Source organism: Lacinutrix sp. MEBiC02404, from assembly GCF_053601575.1.
The window spans coordinates 25,455-44,805 of the sequence record NZ_JBSHNV010000096.1 but is presented as its reverse complement, the minus strand read 5'-3'; the positions used below and the strand labels follow the sequence as shown (position 1 = coordinate 44,805).

The following is a 19,351-nucleotide window of genomic DNA, read 5'->3' as shown; positions in this document are numbered from 1 at the left end:
TATTTTCCCAAATCACTAAACTCCTTCCCTTTTTTTAAGGGAAGGTGGATTTGATTTTCCTAAAGAAATCAAAGACGGAAGGGTCTTTTCACTATTCACTTTTCACTATTCACTTCTCACTTTTCACTTTTCACTTTCCCATCTTCCAACCTTGCAATCAAATCCCCTTCCTTCAACTTCTTACTAGCCAAACCCCAAGATTTAAAAACCTGATAAAAAACGATAGGTAAAATGAACATCGTAAGTAAAACACCTATCACTAACAAAGGCTTATTCTTTTTAAATTGATATGGAAAAATAGATAAAGGCACCATACGCAACATTGCTAAACGGGAAGCTGTGTTACCAAAATAGCGTCTAAAAAAGTATAATACACTAGGAATTGGTCTTGGTGCAAAAAAGTTAGAAGGCCTAAAAGCATCCCAACTTCCCATTTCACGTAAACCTCCAGTTCCTGCTTTTACATCGATACAAGATGCTATTGGGTTGGATACACTTTTTATATCTTCTAAATACACGCGCATCCCAAACTCACCATCTCCCATGCGTTGTTTTTCAAATTGCCGATCAAACAATCCTACCGTTTCAAAAACACTTTTATAAAGCATCGCATTTCCGGTTGCAAATTGAGAGGCTATTGCAAAAAAGGACCTGTCTTTGGGTATTTGTTTTCCTTCCGGATAAAAAACACCTGCAGATACCTCAGCCTTAAAAAAATCCAAACACTTTAAATGACTAGAAATCCAATTAGGCGCTATACGCACATCATCTTCCGATAATGCGATTAAGGCCCCTTTCGCATTCTTAATAGCGGTATTTCTTGCCAACCAAAGTGCTTTCTCTTCTTGCCGAACGAGGTTAATATCCAGTGCATAATCGGTATAGAAATCCGGATGAAAAGGTTCGGATTGATCCACAACAATAACTTCAAAATTAGGGTAGTCTTGCTGCTCCAGATCTTTTAGCACCTCTTTTAAATAAGCATAACGATTTAGCGTAGGTATAACCACGCTTACCTTTTGATTTTCTTTTATTAATGCCGATTCAAAAGCTCCCCAATCACTATAAACAATAGGATGACTTCCTATAGAAACACGTTGTACCTGTCGCGTTTTTAACCAAGCTGTAATTTCTTTAAAAGGATTTTTAAAAGAAAAAAGACGAAGTACTAAAACATAAAAAACCCATGCTTTATTAAAATACTTACGTATAAAATGATAGTTGTCTTGTACAGACAGTTTTTCAAAAGAGGCATAGGTTGGTGCGGACCCTATATATCCTTTTTGTACTGCTTGCCAAGACAAGTCATAATCTTGCGCTAAAGCAGATGGATAGGTTGCATCTAAAGTTAACTGAGATAAAACGGATTCCGGTAAACTTTTTACAATAGGAAAAACAGAGGTATTCCCTTTTGTTAATAGTTGGAAATAATGGGTTGGTTGTAAATATTTTAAAAAGTAAAATAGCATATAAAGGAATAAAAGCAGTTTAATCTATAGTCTTTGGATGTATAATAATATTTTTTATCGATTGGTAAATTACTTCTTTATCAAAAGTTTTCACATACAAATCTCTAAAAAATTTACTAGCCAACCCTTTATTTTCCATATACTTTTCTAAATGTTTTATTAAATCGGAAACAGCATTGGGATTAAAGGTAAAACTATTAAGCGAAAATTGTTTTACATCAATAAAATCTAAGGCTCCGAATTTTTCAGACACAATAACAGGAGTTCCTAAAGCAATTGCTTCAATAAATACGAGACCAAAAGCTTCATGATAACTCGGTAATACTACCACGTCCATACTTTTATAAAAGGCAACCATTTCTGTTGTAGACAAGTTTCCTAAAAATACAACTTGATTTTTTAATTCTAATTGATCTACCAAAGCTTCTAATTCTTGCTTATAGGCACCATTACCAGCTATATATAATTCCACTTTCTTATCACTCTTTAACGCACGTATTGCTTTAATAACCGTCTGATGATTTTTGTCGGAAACCAAACGTCCCGGACATCCTATTTTAAAAACACCTGTTTTGTTTAAAGCATGTAAAGTTTTAACACATGGGCTATAGTCACATATATTAGTCCAAAACGGAATTCGTCTAGTGCGTTTTCTTGGCACTTTATAAACCGTGTGCATTTCTTCTTGTAACCCTTTAGAATTTGCTAATACTAAGCTAGCCATATTTAAATACATCGTCTTATTCATTACTTTAATAAAACTAGGTTTTGTATGTCCATAAGCGGTATGAAACCATGCAATATTATCTTTTACGCCTAATAATCTACCTGCTAAAACAGCAGGATTAATATAACTGAAATTAGAAATAATAACATCTGGTTTTTCCTTTTTCACAAACGTATAAATCTTATAATAATTTTTAAAATATCCCCGTTTTTTATCGCCATAAACATGAACGCCTTTTTGCACAAAATAATCTTCGCGATGCTTTAAATAAAAATTAACCACTTCATAACCATCTTGATAAATTTTTTCAGAAAGTTCCTGAAAAAAATTAGAAAGCAAACCTTTATTATAGGTATATAGGATTAATATTTTCAATTTATTTTTCTTCAATTTGAATACTATCTATAAAGCTTTTAAAAATGAATTCTTTATTAAAATTATCTTCATACAGTTGTTTAAAGTACGATTTTGGCAACCCTTTTTTATCTAAATATGGAATTAATTTTTCTTGAAGTTCTTTTACAGAATTAGGATCAAAAGCTATTTCAGAAATCACTTTATTTTCCTTTTTTATAAAAGACAACGCTCCAAACTGAGAAGAAACAATAACTGGAGCACCTAGAGATATAGCTTCTATAAAAACGAGACCAAATGCCTCATGTAAACTAGGTAAAACAATCAAATCCATAGAATTATAAAAATGCAACATATCATTAGAAGATAAATGCCCTAAAAAAGTAGTATTGGTACTAAGACCTATTACTTCTACCTGTTTTTTCAACATAGAAAGCGCTACTCCCACTCCTGCAAAGTAGATATGGAACTCATAATTATTCGTGTTTTTTAATTTAGAAAGTGCCTCAATAATTATTTTTTGATTTTTATCTATTGCTAGCCTACCAGGGCAACCTATTTTAATTATATTTTTATTTTTCTCAAATTGAATTTTAGAAGAGATATTTTCTTCATCTGTAATAGCACTCCAAAAAGGAATCGCTTGTATTCTATTTTCAGGCACTTTATATAATTGGTACAGCTCTTTTTTAGTTAAAAAAGAGTTAGCAATAACCACATCTGCTAGTTTTAAAAAAAGTTTTTTTATAAAAACTTGAAGCTTACTAGAAGATAATTGTTCGCTTAAAGAATGAAACCAAACGATGTTTTTTTTTACACCAAAAAGTTTACCGAATAGAAGTGCTGGATTAACATAACTAAAATTAGAAAGAATAACCTCTGGTTTTTCTGTTTTTATAATACGATACACATTATAATAGTTATTAAAATATCCTTTTTTTCTTTTTACAATAACACGTACACCATCTATAATTCTATCACTTACAGATGCTTTCCATGAAAAACTAACCACTTCATGTCCTTCTTGAACTAACTTCACAGAGAGTTCATGAAAAAAACTAGAAAGATACCCTTTGTTATAGGTATGAAATAAGAGAATTTTCAAAAAAATATAGTTTTTATTAAATAATAACTCAACGTTATCGCTTATAATTTCATCTAAGCATTTTAAGTTCAAAAAAGTATTATCTTTTAATATTTAATACTTTATAAGACCAATAGGGGACAACAAAAAAATGTCTAATTTGTTTTAATGTAAACCGAACTAAGTTATCGTTGTACAAAGTCCCAAAACCACCGCTAACTCCTTCTATCCTTAGTGGCCATATTAATTGTTTAAAAGTTCCTTTATTATTATAATAATTAATTACAGCCTCCCATAATGCCATTTCAAAAGAATATTTTAAATCAATTTTTTTTCCTGTGCTGTTTAAGTAAGTCCAAAAACTTAATGTAAAAATAAAACATCTTGAATCCATTTTATTCAGTTTAAAAATATTACAAGAGACTATTTCATGATTTTTTTTATTATTGCGAATTAAATTAGCTACTAAAGCATTTAAATTCAACACTTTTAACCTACCAGTTATTTTTACAATAAAATCAGCTTGTTTTATTTTTATTGAATTTTTAATAGAAAAATCAATTATTCCTAATTCTTTAAAACCTTTACCTTTATCATTCGCTTCGTTTTCCTCCTTAGGTAAATCATAAACAAGAAATTCAATTCTATTTTCATATTCTTTAAAGTATTCTTTTAAGGAAACACCAGAGTTTTCAGTAAAAACGATATTATAATTTGTGTTCTGGAGGTAATAAGAAATAGCATCTATATATTGTTTTTTTCTAATTTCAGGATCTCTCAACACTAATGTCTTAAAGCTATTTGGATTAATAGTGCCTGTTAGTAATAGTACCACGCTTTTTTTTAAAATCTCCATAAACTATTTATACAATTCATTTATACCCAATAGCAATCAAATGTGCGGTTTCTTGGGACGTATTTGCAACGCCTTTAGATTGAAACCTATTTACTACATTAGAAAAAATAGACTGTATAGTTTGTATTGGTCTTTTTAAACTATAACTTTTTAAACCTTGTACTCTATATTTCCCTGTTTTTACACCATAATGCACATCTACTTTATCAAAATATTTCTCCAATAGCGTTTGCAATTCTAGTCGTGTATAATGTCTAACGTGATCTGGATTTTTATTAGGTCCTTCATTTTTTATATAATCGCCATTAGGGGTTGTAAAATAGGCCCAACCTCCCGAAGTTATTACTTTAGCAATGTTTTTCACGAAGATGTCATCGGCTTCTACATGCTCTATAACCTCTATACATACAACGGCATCATAGGATGCATCTGGTAAAGTAGATTTGGTCATGTCTTCAATAATAACATCCTTTATGTTACTACGTTTTTTCTGAATGGTAGTTAAAATATCTTTCGTAAACCCCAAATTTAATGCTTCTCGCGTTCCTTCTTCTTGAGGTACATCTAGTAAAGTAACTGCTGCAGGCAAATTAATGGTATACGGTGATTTACGTCCGCCAACATCTAAAATATTTAACCTATTGCCACTCGTTTTATGTCCTTTTATCAATCTTTTTATGTCATTGCGAACGGTTACTAAATGTGTGGTCATTATAGGAAAAGTAAACCAACGCAGGAATTCATATTGTGTCATAATTACGTATAGATAGTATCTTTTAATTTTATAGTAGTACAATAATAGATATTATGAATTAAAAAACGGTATTGTTTATGCAAAAGCTATACAGCAAAACAAAAAAGGAGGCTTTAACTTCTTAATTTTCACTATAAAAATGAACAAATGCTTCTTGTTGTTTTAGTAAACCAAACTCTTTATGCACTCTAGAAATAGCATTTTCTCTAATTTTTTGCTTTTCTGCTTCCGATAATTTTAATATTGCTTCTATTCTATTTGCCAAAAGTTTTGGATTTCGTTTTGGCACCACCCAACCTGTTTTGCCATTTAAGACATTCTCTGCCAGACCTTCTGCATTAGAAACCACACACAACAAGCCCAAAGCTTGCGCTTCTAAAACGGCATTACAAAATCCTTCTTGAATACTATATTGCACATATATACTAGCTGCTTCTAGGTGTTTCTTTACTTCTGTTTGTGGTAATTTACCGGTAAACGTAATATGTTCTTTAAGCCCCAATTGATGTGCAGCAAAAACAAGGCGTTCTTTTTCACTTCCATCGCCTATAATGGTATAATGAAATGCAATTCCCAATTGTTTTAAAAGCGCTAAAGCTTCTAAGGTGTATACCAATCCTTTTTTCCAATGCAATCGTGCTACGGTTACTAACTCTAGCCTACTATTTTTTTCTATAGAATGATTAGGTGTGAAAAAGGAAATATCTATGGCTGGTGTAATGACTTGTATGGCATGGGAAGGAATGTTATACGATATAAGATCTTGCTTCATTTCTTGAGACAGCACATGATACCGAATATCTTTTTGAAATAACATAGCATAGCATCCCGGATGCTTTAAAGGCGACAAATACAAATCATACCCTCTAAAACTAACAGCCATTTTTGCACACATGGCTGCTGAAACATTTTCTCGCCCTACGGCTAACATACCAAATCCAAAATGCAACCAATCGACATCCACACTAAGAAAAAAGGAATTTAGAATTAACTGTTTTATATTTTTAAGAAAAGGAATACCATCCTTTTTATTTAATTGATACAGTTTTAAACTTCGCTTCGGATGGAAAAACACAGTCTTTATAATTGCTGAAAAACTATAGCTTATTTGTTTTAATTTCCCTTTACCAAAATCATTTCCGGCGACTACTTTGCAGCCAAAATGTGCATCTGCTTCGTTTAAATAATCTACAAACAAAACAACATGAAAGCCATGCTCCTGTAATCCTTTTATTTTATTTCTAAAAAAGGTTTCGGAATATCGAGGTACTGTAGATAAAACAATACCAATCGTTGATGTACCTGTTTTATGCTTTGTCATGGTATAGGCTTTGGTATAATGCTAACATGCCGTTAACCATTTGCTTCTCGCTATGTTTTTCTGTTATAGTTTGCAAAGCGTTCTGTTTTATTTTATTTTTTTCTAGGATTGGTAAGCTACCTATACTTAATATTTTTTGCGCTATCGCTTCCGCATTTCGTGTAGGAACTATAAATCCATTCTTGCCATCCATAATGACTTCCTGCATACCTCCACAATCTGTAGTTAATACTATTGTTTTGTTCTGCATAGACTCTAGAACCACATTAGCAATTCCTTCTTCTACACTTGGTAATAATAATACATCTGCATATTGCATCAATTCCTGTACTTTTTCATAAGATACATTATCTAATAAGGTGACAGCCGCTGTTAATTTAAGATCCTTCACTTGATAAGTAGATTCTATATCGCTTTTAGCTCCAATTATGGTATAATGAAACTTAAAGCCCTGTTCTTTAAGTATTTTACAAGTGTCTAAAGCATAGGAATAGCCCTTTTTCCAATGCGCCCTTCCTACAGAAATAATTTGAAAAACAGTATTTGATTCTGCCTGTTTCTTCTTTGTTACCACTTCTGCCAATCCACTATATACCACTTGTATCCTTTCTTTAGGAGCACCATACTTTTCAGCCTCTAAACCTATTGCTTTAGATACGGCATGAAAGCCATCTACTTTTGGAAAGTGTGCCCTATACATGGCTGCTAATTTTTTATCAGCAATAGGAGAATAATTGATGTGTGCGCCTCGCAGACTAAGCACTAGTTTAATTCCAAATTCTTGCACCCAAATCCAATCTGCTAAACCTTTTGCCCATTGCACATGAAAAACATCTGGTTTATGCCATAATACCGGATAGCTTTTTACCTTGGCAAGTAATACGTTTTCAGATTGTTCTTTTAAAATACGATCTAGTTTTCGTTTTTCTTTATGCTTAAAGCAGAATAATAAAAAACTATATTTTAAATAATGTAAAGCCTTGCGTAATCTCGTGTTTCGATACCCAAATACAGAAACCGAATCCGGATACTTTGTTTTCTTTTTAACAAAACCAAACAAATAGATACTATTCCCGGTATTTGATAATCCCTGTATTAACCTTTCTATAAAAGTAGTACTTGGTATATCTCCAGAATAAACAGCTATTTTTAATTGGTCTTTCATTAATCAGGTATAATTACTTTAATAAAGTTTTAAATACATTGGCAAAATGTGTACTCGCAATTTGCCTTCCTTTTGTATTTACATGTAAGACATCATAAAAATAAGCTTCGTTTTTTAATAAATCGCTATGGTTAATGATTGAAAAATCACTGATTTCCGTAATCACTTTTCGCCCTTTTATAGGCGAAAAATAACAAATCAGTTCTATATTATTAGCCATACATAAGGCTTTTATTTTCGCTACATAAGGATTTGAAAAAGAAACAGGAAATGCTTTAAATTCAGAAATAACAGCATGCTTATTATCTTTTATTGGATAGGTATAATTCCCATTGGCATCGAATCTATTTCTCTTTTTGGACTGTATACTAGTAAACAAGGAAGGATAAAACACTTCCACATTAAAATAAGAAACGCCCAACATAGGTAACCATTTCGAATTGCTTATCAACTTTGCTCTAGTACTAGCGTACTGCTTAAAATACTGAAAAACATATGCTTCATTAATATACGGTAAAAACCGATAATCATTATCACTAATATCTAGATCTTTAGCATCAAAACTAGCAGCGCTCGGCGCCAAAACACAAAACTTCGCAGTTTTTCCTTGCGCTAAAAAATGTTCTAACATTAAGTACTGACTAGATAAAGCGGTGTCATCCATAGACAGATTGATTCCTTTAGTTGGAATAACCGAATCAATAACGGTCGTATTTAATGTAGTCAATCCTGTACTTGCTCCTAACACGATATAATCAAAGTCTTTTTCCGTTATAGCATTCACTAAAAAAGAAGGTTTATAAAAAGAAGATTGACGTAACGCCCATAAGCTTCCAAAAGAAACAATAGTGGAAACACTAATAAAAACTAGCAGGATAAAACCGATTCTTTTTAAAAATAATAGCATCATTAAAATTGAAAATAGATAAACTCCGATGGATTTTTAAAAACCCCCATAAAACAAATAAGAATGGCAATACCTATAGCAGTATATACGTTTAAAGTTACTTCCTTTTTGTTTTTTTGAATTGCTAAAAACTCAAACAGGAGCAAGATAACAATACTTAATACAATAATAGCGCTAAACAATACCATTTTAGAACTCTTATAAAATAGGTCTACCGAACTACCATTAAAACGAAGTATCTCTTTTATAAAAGTATAGGCTATTTCTACACTATCTGCTCTAAAAAAGATCCATGCAAAAGTTACAAATACAAAAGTTAGCACTAACATAGGTAGTTGCTGTAGGTTTATTTTTGTAGACGCTACATGCTTTCTATTAGATTTTAAAAGTAATAAAGGCAAGAACAAGATAGCGTGAATACCTCCCCAAACTATAAAAGTCCAATTAGCGCCATGCCAAAAGCCACTCACTAAAAATACGATAAATACATTTCTAACATTTTGCCAAGTAGTACCTCTAGAACCTCCTAAAGGAATATACAAATAATCGCGAAACCATGTAGATAAAGAAATATGCCAGCGTCTCCAAAACTCAGCAATATCTCTGGAGAAATAAGGGAATGAAAAATTAGTCTTTAAATCAAAGCCAAATAATCTAGATACACCAATAGCAATATCAGAATACCCTGAAAAATCACCATATATTTGAAAAGCAAAAAGCACCGCTCCTATAAATAATTCCATAGAAGAATAGTTTCCTGCACCATCAAAAATCTGATTTACAAAATAAGCGCAATTATCTGCTACCACTACTTTTTTAAACAGTCCCCAAATGATAAGATAAAATCCGCTGATAGCAAATTCACTATTAAAAACACGTTTGGTTTGAAACTGAGGTAGTAAATGTGAAGCTCTTTCTATAGGTCCTGCTACCAATTGCGGAAAGAAGGACACAAATGCTGCAAATTGAAGTAAACTATGGGTTGGTGCTATTTTCTTTCTATATACATCAATGGTATAGCTTAAGGTTTGAAAGGTGTAAAAACTAATACCTACTGGAAGTATAATTTTTAAGGTCGACGTTTGCATTTCTATACCAAACAGTTGCCAGGCGTCTACCCAACTTTCTATAAAAAAATTAAAGTATTTAAAAAAGGCTAACATGCCTAAATTAAAAAATAAACTAACAAAAAGGAGTGCTTTTCTTCTATTACGCACGGTTTCCTTTTGTAATTGTCTAGCAACTATAAAATCGACTAGAGTGCTTAAAGCAATTAAAGCTAAAAAACGATAATCCCACCACCCATAAAACAGATAACTAGCAGCAACGATAAGTATATTTTGTAGGGAAAGCGAACGCTTGGTTACAAACCAATACCCTATAAAAACTATTGGTAAAAAAATCGCAAAATCTACGGAGTTAAATAGCATAAATTAACTGTATTATTTTTTTAATGATTTCATTAATTTTTCTAATTCTATATTTAGTGATTTTGTTAATTTCTTTGCTCCATAAATATTTAAATGATCTTCATTATAAAACATATCTTTTTCATCTTCATACGTAGTTTCATAATTCAGGATATAGACTCTATCAAGCTTCTTATACTTTTCAAATACTAAATTTCTTCTCTCTAATTTGGTTGATGTATAATTTTTGTTATATGTACTGTATTTGGGTGGAGAAAACAAGATTAAATCTAATCCTTTTTCTTCACATGTAGTAACCATATTAGCCAACAATTTAGTTTCTATTTTATAATTATCTAAACTTTCTTTTATATGTCTACTCTTCAATTCTGAAGCAGGATAACCACTTTTATCTAATGTTTTTTTTGTGGAAGTAATAAAGCCATAGTTATTGTATTCGCCAAACTCAGGAAAAATAGATCTTGTCCATATTTTTTTTATATATGCTTTGGGATTAGCTGTTAACAATAGATTTTCAGACCACGGCGCAGCTCCTTCATAATTATTTACATCATAATATATATGAAACAAATGATTTTTATTCCAGCTGGTATTTCTAAATTCTTCAAAGGTATGGTAAGACGTTTCTAGAATTACCACTTTAAGGTTAGGAAAATTATCAACATATTTTTTAAATAGTAAATAATCAATATTCAAAGCACTCCCACCATGAGCTAATGGGGCAACATCCATTGTTAAATATTCCGGATTAATTGCTCTCCAAGTTTGCGAAGATCCTAAAATTAAAACTTCAATGGAGTTTTTGTTATCCTTAATATATTTACTTTTTGTATAAAATGTATTATTAGTTCTATTTTCAATTTCAATAAAGAGAAAACATAAAACCAATGGCAAAATAAACAGACTCGATTTAACTATAAATTTTTTCATATTTAAAACTGAAAATATATAAATTGTTGCTCATTACCTCCAAACCAAAATATGGCAATAATAATTACATAATAGAAACTATAGCGTAATATTATATGCTTTCTTAGAAACATTCGAGCAATGGCATACTGCTCACTTCTTCCCATCCACTCAATCACTAAAAACACAAAGATTAATAGTATTAAATAAGTAGGTGCAATTTTTGGCATAGAAAATAAAGAAACATCCAATATATGTCTCACGTAGTCTACTGCTTTTGTAATAGTTTCTGCTCTAAAAAAAATCCATGCAAAAACAGTAATTAAAAATGTAAATAGCATACTAAAAAACTCTTTTACACTAGGTAATATCGTGTTTTCAGCTACTAAATTTGTGTTTTTTTTGTTTTTATTAGATAGTAATAATGGTAAAAAATAGAGTGCATTTAAAGCGCCCCAAACTATAAAGGTCCAATTAGCTCCATGCCAGAATCCACTAACAATAAATATAATAAACACATTCCTAATTTGATTCCATTTACTTCCACGAGAACCTCCTAATGGTATGTATACATAATCTCGAAACCATGTAGATAAAGAAATGTGCCATCTTCTCCAAAACTCTGCAATGTCTCTAGAGAAATACGGAAATGCAAAATTCTGTTTTAGATTAAACCCAAATAATCTAGAAACACCTATTGCTATATCACTATAACCTGAAAAATCACCATAAATTTGAAATGCAAAAAACACTGCACCTAATAATAATGTACTAGCAGAATAGTTTTCATAATTTTCAAAAATAACATTCACATATTGAGCACAGTTATCTGCAATAACTACCTTTTTAAATAAACCCCACAATATTTGTCTTAATCCATCTACGGCTTTGTCATATTCAAACTTTCGTTTTACATAAAACTGAGGCAATAAATTAGAAGCTCGTTCTATTGGACCTGCTACTAACTGAGGAAAAAAGGAAACAAAAGCCGCAAAGGCAATAATATCATTTGTAGGTTCTAACTTTTTACGATACACATCTATCGTATAACTAAGGGTTTGAAAGGTGTAAAAACTAATACCTACTGGTAAAATAATATTTAAGGTATTAGATTGTATTTCGCTTCCAAAAAAGGAAAAAGCAGCTGTGAAATTATCTATAAAGAAATTATAATATTTAAAAAACCCTAAAAGTCCAATATTAACAAAAACACTAGTATATAACAGGATTTTTCTTTTTGAAGTATCTGCCGTTTTTTTTAAATAATTGCCAATCCAAAAATCAACAAGGGTGCTAAAAAGAATAAGTGCCAAAAAGCGATAATCCCACCAGCCGTAAAACAAATAGCTAGCAACTACAATTAATAAATTCTGAAACTTAAGTACTTGTTTATTTAATACCCAATAGAGCATAAAAACTATTGGTAAAAAAATCGCAAAATCTATGGAGTTAAATAGCATATCTACAATCTAATTTTTAAACCATTTAGAAAAAATCTCCTTTTTCACAATGTTATCCAAATCTTTAAATTCTGTTTTAAAAAAATCATCTAGTAATGCTACTGTAGCCGTGGATGCTTTAAATTTAATAGTGCTTTTTAAGGGATTCCATTTTTTATGTAATCTATCTATAATACGATATTGCAATGGCATTTTACCTTGAAAATCCGGTTGTAAAGGTAAAAAACCAGAATACCTATAGTTTCCACTTTTACGTAACCATCGATTTCTAAGAAGTTGTAATCTTATATTTTTTGGTGTTTTTGTTTTATTAGAATGTATATGAAACACACTTTTATCTAACTTAGAAAAATCTACTTCTAAAAAATCACATACTTCTTGTATACACCTTTCCTTATCTTCTAATAAATCTTCAAACAATACCACTTTAATCCTTTCGAACGGGATATGCTTATAATAGGCCTCTAACTGCTCATGATACATACTTCTTCTAATAATACTATTCGGATTATATCTTAAAGTATCCTCTAGAGAATAAATGGCTCTTCCTGATTTTAGTAAGTGTAAATAATTAGATATCGTTCTCTTGGTAGGATGGCGTAATATAAAAATAAGCTTCATGGGCTTGTCTTGCAAAGCGATTCGTTTTGCGGCGGTTTCCGAACATAAATACGTAGTAGAATCCTCCCCTATTATTTTTGCTTTTTTCTCGATACTTTTAAATTGCGATGCATACCAATTCCATAATAGCGTTGGCTGTTCTTGCATGGATTGGCTGGTCCAAGTCTCTTTTTTAGCATCGTAAAAATTATAATCTGGATGCTGTAAAATACTATCTATATCAAAAAAACCCAATTCATCATGTGCTATAGCAATATCTGGATGACTATGTAAAATAGCATGCAAACTGGTAGTACCCGATTTCATGGCACCTCCTATAATAAAATCTGGTAGCTGTTCTGGTGTTTTAGATTTCCATACCTCTTGTGCATTCTTTGTCATACAATCTATTTAACAATACTTAAATATAAGGATTCATGATTTTTTAGAAACTCTTCTATGGAGAATTCTTTAATTACTTGCTTTCGCATCGCTTTCCCTAAGGTACTTCTTTCGGTTTCCGACATACTCTTTACTGCCTGTATTTTTTCGGCTAACATCTCCACATTACTCGCTTCAAACAAGTATTCTGGAAAGGCCTTTAAAATATCTTTTACACCAGACACATTAGAACCTACCACCACACATTCTGTAGCCATTGCTTCTAGTGGTGCATTTGGTATTCCTTCGCGCCTTCCTTCGTCTTTAGTAGGGATAACAAACAAATCTGCTAAAGCCAAATAAGGTCTAACTTCTAGCTGTTTTCCGGCAAACACTATATTTGTGTTTTCACGATATCTTTCTTTTAATGCTTCGCCGTATGCATTGGTGTCATTTCCAACAATTAAAACCTTTATAGAAGTATCCTTTAATTGCTGTACCGCTTCAAAAAGAATCTCCATTCCTTTTACTGCTACTAGATTTGCGATAGATAATATTACAAAATCCTCCTTTTTAAAAGCATATTTTTCTAATAAAGCATCATTAGTTGCTGTAGCTTGATAACGACTTGTATCTATGGCTAATGGAAACTTCTTTGCTTTATGTAGCATGGTATTAAAATACTGCTGCATCATATCTTCATTCACAACAATAACCTTGGTGCTTAGTTTCGAGCGCCAAGACCAATACCTATTTCCCCAACCCATTGCTTTTTTGGTATACACATAAGGTATTCCTGCTAATCGGGCTGCTAGTGGTTCCGAAATATCAGAACTCCAATGCCAAGAATGAATCAAATCAAACTGGTTGTCTTTAAAAAATTTTCTAATTTTTAAAACTCGGGATAGAAAAGTTATTCTAGGCCTGTAGTTTGCTGTAAAAGGAAAAAGATGCATCTTAACCCCTAGCTTTTCCACTTCTTTATAATAGTTCCCTTTATTATGAAAACAACATATTTCTGGTTCAAACAGCGTACGATCTAATTTTTCAACCAAATCATAAACAGATCTACCACTTCCTGCGGTGTTAAAATTAGGTATGGTATATAAAACTTTTATTTTTTTCGACATAAAAGCATTTGCTTTATTTAATAATCCGTGCAGGATTCCCTGCGATTACACAATTAGAAGGAACATCTTTAACCACTACCGATCCTGCTCCAATAACCACATCATTACTAATAGTAATATTTCCTATAATAACCACATTTGCTCCTACCGTTACATTATTTCCAATGGTGGGAATTAAGGTGTTATCGTTACTTTTATTTCCTATGGTTAATCCGTTTCTAAACTGAAAATTAGTCCCAATAGATTTTGCATTAATCACGGTTGCAAACGGATGATAACACAACATACCTCCTGCTATTTTTGTGCTTCTAAATATTTTACAAGGTACCTCTGGCGTAAACCATTTTTTCCATCGATAGTTCTTACGTTTTATTCTCCAAAAGAAAATAAAAGCGAAATCCGGATAATAAATCATCAAGTGTTCAAACCTTTTTTTCAAAGTATCTGGTTTCACCGTACAACCTCTTACTTTTACGGTTTGATTAATATCTTCTTGAATACTGGTATTCGTAGCCACATAACGACGAAATAACTTTTTTAAAAGTAGTTTTTTAAATGCATGTTGGATAAGAAATAATAAGCGCTTCATTACTACTAAATCGGATTAAAGTTTTGGTGTAAAATTCTTTATATAAAAGGGAACAAGGTAATAAACATATACTTTAAGTAAAATAGAAACCGGTAATATAGTTAGTTTCCATAAATACAAACGCAAAAGTAGCGGGAGTTTTACGGGTTTAATTTCTTGTAATAATTCTTTTCTTAGCTTATTTCTATTCGAAAAACCTTTGGTTTGATAAATGCGCTTCCCAATGGTTTTATACAAATAGGCATATAACATTTCTTTATAGCGTATAGGCACTTCATTGGCTAAATAAAAAGGGAGGTGTGATTTTACAAAACGTGTCCAATGCAGTGCTACCAAGTCTTCCTTTCTTTTGGCCAACTCAATAGTAGAAGAAGCATGTTTAAAATACAAGTACACATAAGTATCTAAAAAGGCAACATTACTGGTCATTCCTAATTTAATATCAAAGGCAGTATCTTCTGTGTTTTTTATTCCTTCGTTATAAACACCTATGGTATCAAATACTCTTTTTCTATATAAAAATGCAGGTGGTCCTACCACATGTTTTAAATGTTCAAACCAATACATTCCCCAATATGGTTTTTCTTTAAGGATTACTTTATTGGTTTCATCTGTTGGTTTTTTCGTTTCCGAAATTCCAGTATGTGATTTCACCATTTTGCCAAATACAGCATCCATTTCTGGATTGTCATCTAAAACGGCAATCATTTTATGTAATGCTTCCGGATATATTTCATCATCCACATCAAAGATATATACATAGGTTCCTGAAGCTTTTTCTATTCCTAAATTCCTGGCTGGTGCTGCGCCTTGCTTTGGTTGTTTTAAAAGTTTTACGCGAGTATCTTTTGCTGTTAGTTTTTGTATGTTTTGTACCGAAGCATCTTTAGAATTATTATCCACATATAGAATCTCAAAATCCTCTAAATGTTGATTTAAAATGGAATGATAGGATTTCTCAATAAAATCGGCACCATTATAAACAGGAATAATTACAGATAATTTCATAAACTAGGTATTATAAAAGTGTTTTTTCCAAAGGGAAAAAGTTAATAACATACTAACAGGTGTGGAATAATAAACCGGATTTACGTTTTTAAACTTATCATAAAATTCGGTTACCACTTCTTTGGGTATAAACTCTAAAAAAGAAGTATCAAAAATTCGATCTTGCAGTTTTTTATCATTTGCTTCTCCATAAAACTGTAATTCAAAATTACGTTGAATATACGGATTACCTAGTGCTGCTTGAAATTCACGTTTTAATTTATTTAGTATTCTATACGGTAAATTATAAGGTGTTTTATTGTATTGATAATTATTTAAATGAAACGGTTTTTGCTCTTGCCACGTGATATTTGCTAAAGCGTTGTCTTGTTGTAAGTGTGCGATTTGCAGACGTCTATCTGCTAAATATTCCTCTGGAATAGTACAAATAAACTGCATCATTCTATCGTCATAATACGGCAAAGTAATAGGATGTGCTTCTGCAAAGACACTTAAATTCGTGGTGGTCCAACGATGTGCCCATTGCGAAGTTTTAAAAGCACGAACTCTAGCACTAATATTATCTATTTTAATTTTAGACAAACCATTTTCTATTCTAGAAATAAAATACGGTTTAAAAGTACCTGCTAAACCCCAAGATTTCCAGAGTGCTTCCGCGAATTCTAATCCGCCAGGTTTTAGCATTTTTTTTAATAAAAGCGGAATGACATCTTCTTCTTTAATATCTTCGGGAGCTCCTCTATCAAAAAGCACATCTCCCCAATGCCCTAAAGAAAATACGCCTTTTTTCTGTTTTAATTCTGGTAACACCGCCATTTGTCGGGCATGTGTAAATTCTGAAAAACAACCATTTATATGTGCTAAATCATCTATGCTATCCCATAAATATCCTTTTGGTATGGTATAGGCATCAAATTCAAATCCGCAAACTTTTGCTATTTTCTCGCTTATTTTATGTTCTGGAAAACCTCCTGGAAAAGAATAACTATAGGCTTGCACTTTATTGGTTAGTCCTTTAAAAATAAGTGCCTGACTTCTACTATCTAATCCTCCAGAGATAGGTAGAATAACAGGACCATCGCCTACTTGTTCTTTGGTTATAGTAGTTAATAAAGCTATATATTCTTCTAAAGCTTGATCAAAAGAGATTTCTCTTGGACTATAATGCCAATGAAACCAAGGCTCACTTTTAACAAGAACCCCTTCCGCATCTAGGCTATGCTCATGTGCTGGTAATAAACAAACTTCGTCTTTAAAATAGGTATCTCCATCCATAAAAAAACCAGTTGCTGCATAAATACATATAGCCTCTTTATGTAATTCATGAGGTGCATCTAGTTTTGTAAACGTTTGTTTTGTAGGTAATATGGGGGTTTTTAGAGGCTTCATATATCGATAACGAATATAGTATTATTCAAGGAAGAAGAAAAATCATTTATTGGCTAATTTATTGATGTTAAAAACCCTGGAAAATTAATTAATCATCGAAACAGAATTAATTACTAGTAACAAAATTAAATTCTTATTGTATTTAATAACTAAACAAACGATCACAAATTTTTAAAAACAAGTTTTGTAAGCCATTAATTTTATTAATAAACGGTAGCGACACCAATAAAAACATACATCTTACTTTTAATTTTACACCTAAAGACATATCCTTTTTATAATTTTTAAAGGCCTGCTTTATTTTTGCTTTATTTTTTCTAAAAAGTGCCTTTTCTAAAAAACGTAACTCTATTAATTTTTTAAATAACAGTTTAAAGTATTTAGAGTATAAAGTTTTATCTATTAACTCTAAACTTAAAGTTCCTGTTTCAATTATTTGTTCTTTTTGTATTGCTTTTGATTTTGCACTATAAATACCTCCTCCATGTTTTCTATAACTTCCTGTTATTTCGTTTATGAATTTAATTTTACCAAATTTTGATTGCCACAGCAAAATAAAAGTATCCATTCCTGGAGTATTTGGTAAATTTTTAAAATCTCTGTTTCTATAAACTCTTGTTAACGTTGGTGCCCAAATAGGCAAATCTTTTTGCTTATATTCTGTTTTACGATTATCTGTAATTAAAGCTTCTTTTGTAATGGTATTATTTTCATCTACAATACGAATATTTGTAAAACACACTTCGTAGTCTGGATTCACTTCTAAAAAATCAACTTGTTTTTGAAGTTTGAAAGGATCTGTCCAATAGTCATCTCCTTCCAATAATGCTACATATTTGGCTTCACTTTCAAAACATTTTTCATATACAGACATCGCATTATTAAATGAACCTATATTATTATCATGTAAAATTAATTCAATTGAGTTTGGGTATTTTTTTTTAAATTCTATACATATTTGACGTGTATTATCTATAGAGCAATCTTCACCTATAAATATTTTAAAACTAAAATTCGTTTCCTGATTTATAACAGATTCTATTGCTTGTTGAATAAAACCTTCATGATTATAGGTAACCATCCATATTGCAACTTTTAAATTAAATTCTTTCTCCAATTTTTTAATGTTTTTTATTTTTGAACAAGAGACTTAATTTTTAAAAATATTTTGCGATTAAAATTGCTAACCGTTTTCTTTTTTTTTAATGAAGGTGCTTTATTAGCGTGTGGAAAACTTCTATTCGGAATAGATATGTTTAAAAAAGGGCATAAGACTTCCCAACCTTCATTTTCGACTAAATCCATTGATAAATATGCGGAATCATTTTTAACAAAAAACGAATTTAATTCTTCATTAATTTTTATATAGTAATTTAATATTTTAGCCTTCGAGTTTTCTAATGTATCAACTTTTACAACTTCTATTAAATAATAAATTACACCATACCTGCCTTTTTCATGAAAGGTTTGCATGGCAGTACTATAATTGGAATCAAATTTAGTAATCATTTTTATTAAAGAATTATGCCAAGAATCAGCATCACGTTGTGTATGGATAAATTTAGCTGTAGGATATTTTTTGGCTAAATATTTATAAAAATCTGTTCCACCAAAAGGTAAATCTGTAAAGGCATCATAGTAATCGATAATTTTATCTATTTCATCAAATTCATTATTAACAAATAGACTTATTAAGTAATTTGTGTGATTATTATTAAAATGCCCTTTACATACCTTAAAGCCTAATAAAGATAAAGCTTCCTCTAAAGAAGTAGTACCTGTTTTAGGGAAACCAATACAAAATATTTTTTCCATAAT

General features: G+C 31.1%; 18 protein-coding genes. All 18 read right to left on the bottom strand.

Annotated features, from left to right (window positions below; genetic code table 11):
* Positions 1-116: 116 nt before the first annotated feature.
* The 18 genes from ACVCXO_RS00985 to ACVCXO_RS00900 all read right to left on the bottom strand — a co-directional run bounded on the left by ACVCXO_RS00985 (position 117) and on the right by ACVCXO_RS00900 (position 19,348).
* On the bottom strand, positions 117-1,469 hold the full coding sequence (locus ACVCXO_RS00985) for a glycosyltransferase family 2 protein (protein ID WP_452227734.1): 1,353 nt from the start codon (positions 1,467-1,469) through the stop codon (positions 117-119).
* 19 nt (positions 1,470-1,488) lie between these two features.
* Positions 1,489-2,571, bottom strand: a complete 1,083-nt coding sequence (locus ACVCXO_RS00980; protein ID WP_452227733.1) for a glycosyltransferase family 4 protein — start codon at positions 2,569-2,571, stop codon at positions 1,489-1,491.
* A 1-nt stretch (position 2,572) separates the two neighbouring features.
* On the bottom strand, positions 2,573-3,655 hold the full coding sequence (locus ACVCXO_RS00975; protein WP_452227732.1) for a glycosyltransferase family 4 protein: 1,083 nt from the start codon (positions 3,653-3,655) through the stop codon (positions 2,573-2,575).
* Between the two features lie 79 nt (positions 3,656-3,734).
* Positions 3,735-4,490 carry a hypothetical protein gene (locus ACVCXO_RS00970; protein ID WP_452227731.1) on the bottom strand — a complete coding sequence of 252 codons (756 nt, stop codon included), beginning with the start codon at positions 4,488-4,490 and terminating at the stop codon, positions 3,735-3,737.
* A 16-nt stretch (positions 4,491-4,506) separates the two neighbouring features.
* A complete protein-coding gene (locus ACVCXO_RS00965) occupies positions 4,507-5,244 on the bottom strand; it encodes a class I SAM-dependent methyltransferase (protein WP_452227730.1) in 738 nt (245 codons plus the stop codon).
* 121 nt (positions 5,245-5,365) lie between these two features.
* On the bottom strand, positions 5,366-6,565 hold the full coding sequence (locus ACVCXO_RS00960; RefSeq protein ID WP_452227729.1) for a glycosyltransferase family 4 protein: 1,200 nt from the start codon (positions 6,563-6,565) through the stop codon (positions 5,366-5,368).
* The gene (locus tag ACVCXO_RS00955) at positions 6,552-7,730 is read right to left on the bottom strand and encodes a glycosyltransferase family 4 protein (protein WP_452227728.1); all 1,179 of its coding nucleotides are present in this window, start codon (positions 7,728-7,730) and stop codon (positions 6,552-6,554) included. The genes ACVCXO_RS00960 and ACVCXO_RS00955 overlap by 14 nt, the downstream gene beginning before the upstream one ends.
* A 13-nt stretch (positions 7,731-7,743) precedes the next feature.
* Positions 7,744-8,640 carry a hypothetical protein gene (locus ACVCXO_RS00950; protein ID WP_452227727.1) on the bottom strand — a complete coding sequence of 299 codons (897 nt, stop codon included), beginning with the start codon at positions 8,638-8,640 and terminating at the stop codon, positions 7,744-7,746.
* A complete protein-coding gene (locus ACVCXO_RS00945; protein ID WP_452227726.1) occupies positions 8,640-10,067 on the bottom strand; it encodes an MBOAT family O-acyltransferase in 1,428 nt (475 codons plus the stop codon). The genes ACVCXO_RS00950 and ACVCXO_RS00945 overlap by 1 nt, the downstream gene beginning before the upstream one ends.
* Before the next feature lie 12 nt (positions 10,068-10,079).
* Entirely contained in the window at positions 10,080-10,997 is a 918-nt protein-coding gene (locus ACVCXO_RS00940) for a hypothetical protein (protein ID WP_452227725.1), read from the bottom strand.
* 2 nt (positions 10,998-10,999) lie between these two features.
* Entirely contained in the window at positions 11,000-12,436 is a 1,437-nt protein-coding gene (locus ACVCXO_RS00935) for an MBOAT family O-acyltransferase (RefSeq protein ID WP_452227724.1), read from the bottom strand.
* Positions 12,437-12,445: 9 nt separating this feature from the next.
* Entirely contained in the window at positions 12,446-13,438 is a 993-nt protein-coding gene (locus ACVCXO_RS00930) for a sulfotransferase family protein (protein WP_452227723.1), read from the bottom strand.
* A 5-nt stretch (positions 13,439-13,443) separates the two neighbouring features.
* Positions 13,444-14,547: a glycosyltransferase gene (locus ACVCXO_RS00925; protein WP_452227722.1), complete on the bottom strand. Its 1,104-nt coding sequence runs from the start codon at positions 14,545-14,547 to the stop codon at positions 13,444-13,446.
* Positions 14,548-14,560: 13 nt separating this feature from the next.
* Entirely contained in the window at positions 14,561-15,136 is a 576-nt protein-coding gene (locus tag ACVCXO_RS00920; RefSeq protein ID WP_452227721.1) for a serine acetyltransferase, read from the bottom strand.
* A 15-nt stretch (positions 15,137-15,151) separates the two neighbouring features.
* A complete protein-coding gene (locus ACVCXO_RS00915; protein ID WP_452227720.1) occupies positions 15,152-16,144 on the bottom strand; it encodes a glycosyltransferase family 2 protein in 993 nt (330 codons plus the stop codon).
* A 3-nt stretch (positions 16,145-16,147) separates the two neighbouring features.
* Positions 16,148-17,533, bottom strand: coding sequence for an asparagine synthase-related protein (locus ACVCXO_RS00910; protein WP_452227719.1), 1,386 nt, complete (start codon positions 17,531-17,533; stop codon positions 16,148-16,150).
* A 142-nt stretch (positions 17,534-17,675) separates the two neighbouring features.
* Positions 17,676-18,650 (bottom strand): glycosyltransferase, encoded by a 975-nt coding sequence (locus ACVCXO_RS00905; RefSeq protein WP_452227718.1) that lies wholly within the window; start codon positions 18,648-18,650, stop codon positions 17,676-17,678.
* 14 nt (positions 18,651-18,664) lie between these two features.
* Positions 18,665-19,348 carry a sulfotransferase family protein gene (locus ACVCXO_RS00900; protein WP_452227717.1) on the bottom strand — a complete coding sequence of 228 codons (684 nt, stop codon included), beginning with the start codon at positions 19,346-19,348 and terminating at the stop codon, positions 18,665-18,667.
* Positions 19,349-19,351: the final 3 nt, after the last annotated feature.

Excerpts from the sequence above, each read along its gene's own strand:
- ACVCXO_RS00985 (WP_452227734.1), bottom strand. The coding sequence starts at position 1,469 with ATGCTATTTTACTTTTTAAAATATTTACAACCAACCCATTATTTCCAA.
- ACVCXO_RS00970 (WP_452227731.1), bottom strand. The coding sequence starts at position 4,490 with ATGGAGATTTTAAAAAAAAGCGTGGTACTATTACTAACAGGCACTATT.
- ACVCXO_RS00965 (WP_452227730.1), bottom strand. The coding sequence starts at position 5,244 with ATGACACAATATGAATTCCTGCGTTGGTTTACTTTTCCTATAATGACC.
- ACVCXO_RS00960 (WP_452227729.1), bottom strand. The coding sequence starts at position 6,565 with ATGACAAAGCATAAAACAGGTACATCAACGATTGGTATTGTTTTATCT.
- ACVCXO_RS00955 (WP_452227728.1), bottom strand. The coding sequence starts at position 7,730 with ATGAAAGACCAATTAAAAATAGCTGTTTATTCTGGAGATATACCAAGT.
- ACVCXO_RS00950 (WP_452227727.1), bottom strand. The coding sequence starts at position 8,640 with ATGATGCTATTATTTTTAAAAAGAATCGGTTTTATCCTGCTAGTTTTT.
- ACVCXO_RS00945 (WP_452227726.1), bottom strand. The coding sequence starts at position 10,067 with ATGCTATTTAACTCCGTAGATTTTGCGATTTTTTTACCAATAGTTTTT.
- ACVCXO_RS00940 (WP_452227725.1), bottom strand. The coding sequence starts at position 10,997 with ATGAAAAAATTTATAGTTAAATCGAGTCTGTTTATTTTGCCATTGGTT.
- ACVCXO_RS00935 (WP_452227724.1), bottom strand. The coding sequence starts at position 12,436 with ATGCTATTTAACTCCATAGATTTTGCGATTTTTTTACCAATAGTTTTT.
- ACVCXO_RS00930 (WP_452227723.1), bottom strand. The coding sequence starts at position 13,438 with ATGACAAAGAATGCACAAGAGGTATGGAAATCTAAAACACCAGAACAG.
- ACVCXO_RS00925 (WP_452227722.1), bottom strand. The coding sequence starts at position 14,547 with ATGTCGAAAAAAATAAAAGTTTTATATACCATACCTAATTTTAACACC.
- ACVCXO_RS00920 (WP_452227721.1), bottom strand. The coding sequence starts at position 15,136 with ATGAAGCGCTTATTATTTCTTATCCAACATGCATTTAAAAAACTACTT.
- ACVCXO_RS00915 (WP_452227720.1), bottom strand. The coding sequence starts at position 16,144 with ATGAAATTATCTGTAATTATTCCTGTTTATAATGGTGCCGATTTTATT.
- ACVCXO_RS00910 (WP_452227719.1), bottom strand. The coding sequence starts at position 17,533 with ATGAAGCCTCTAAAAACCCCCATATTACCTACAAAACAAACGTTTACA.
- ACVCXO_RS00900 (WP_452227717.1), bottom strand. The coding sequence starts at position 19,348 with ATGGAAAAAATATTTTGTATTGGTTTCCCTAAAACAGGTACTACTTCT.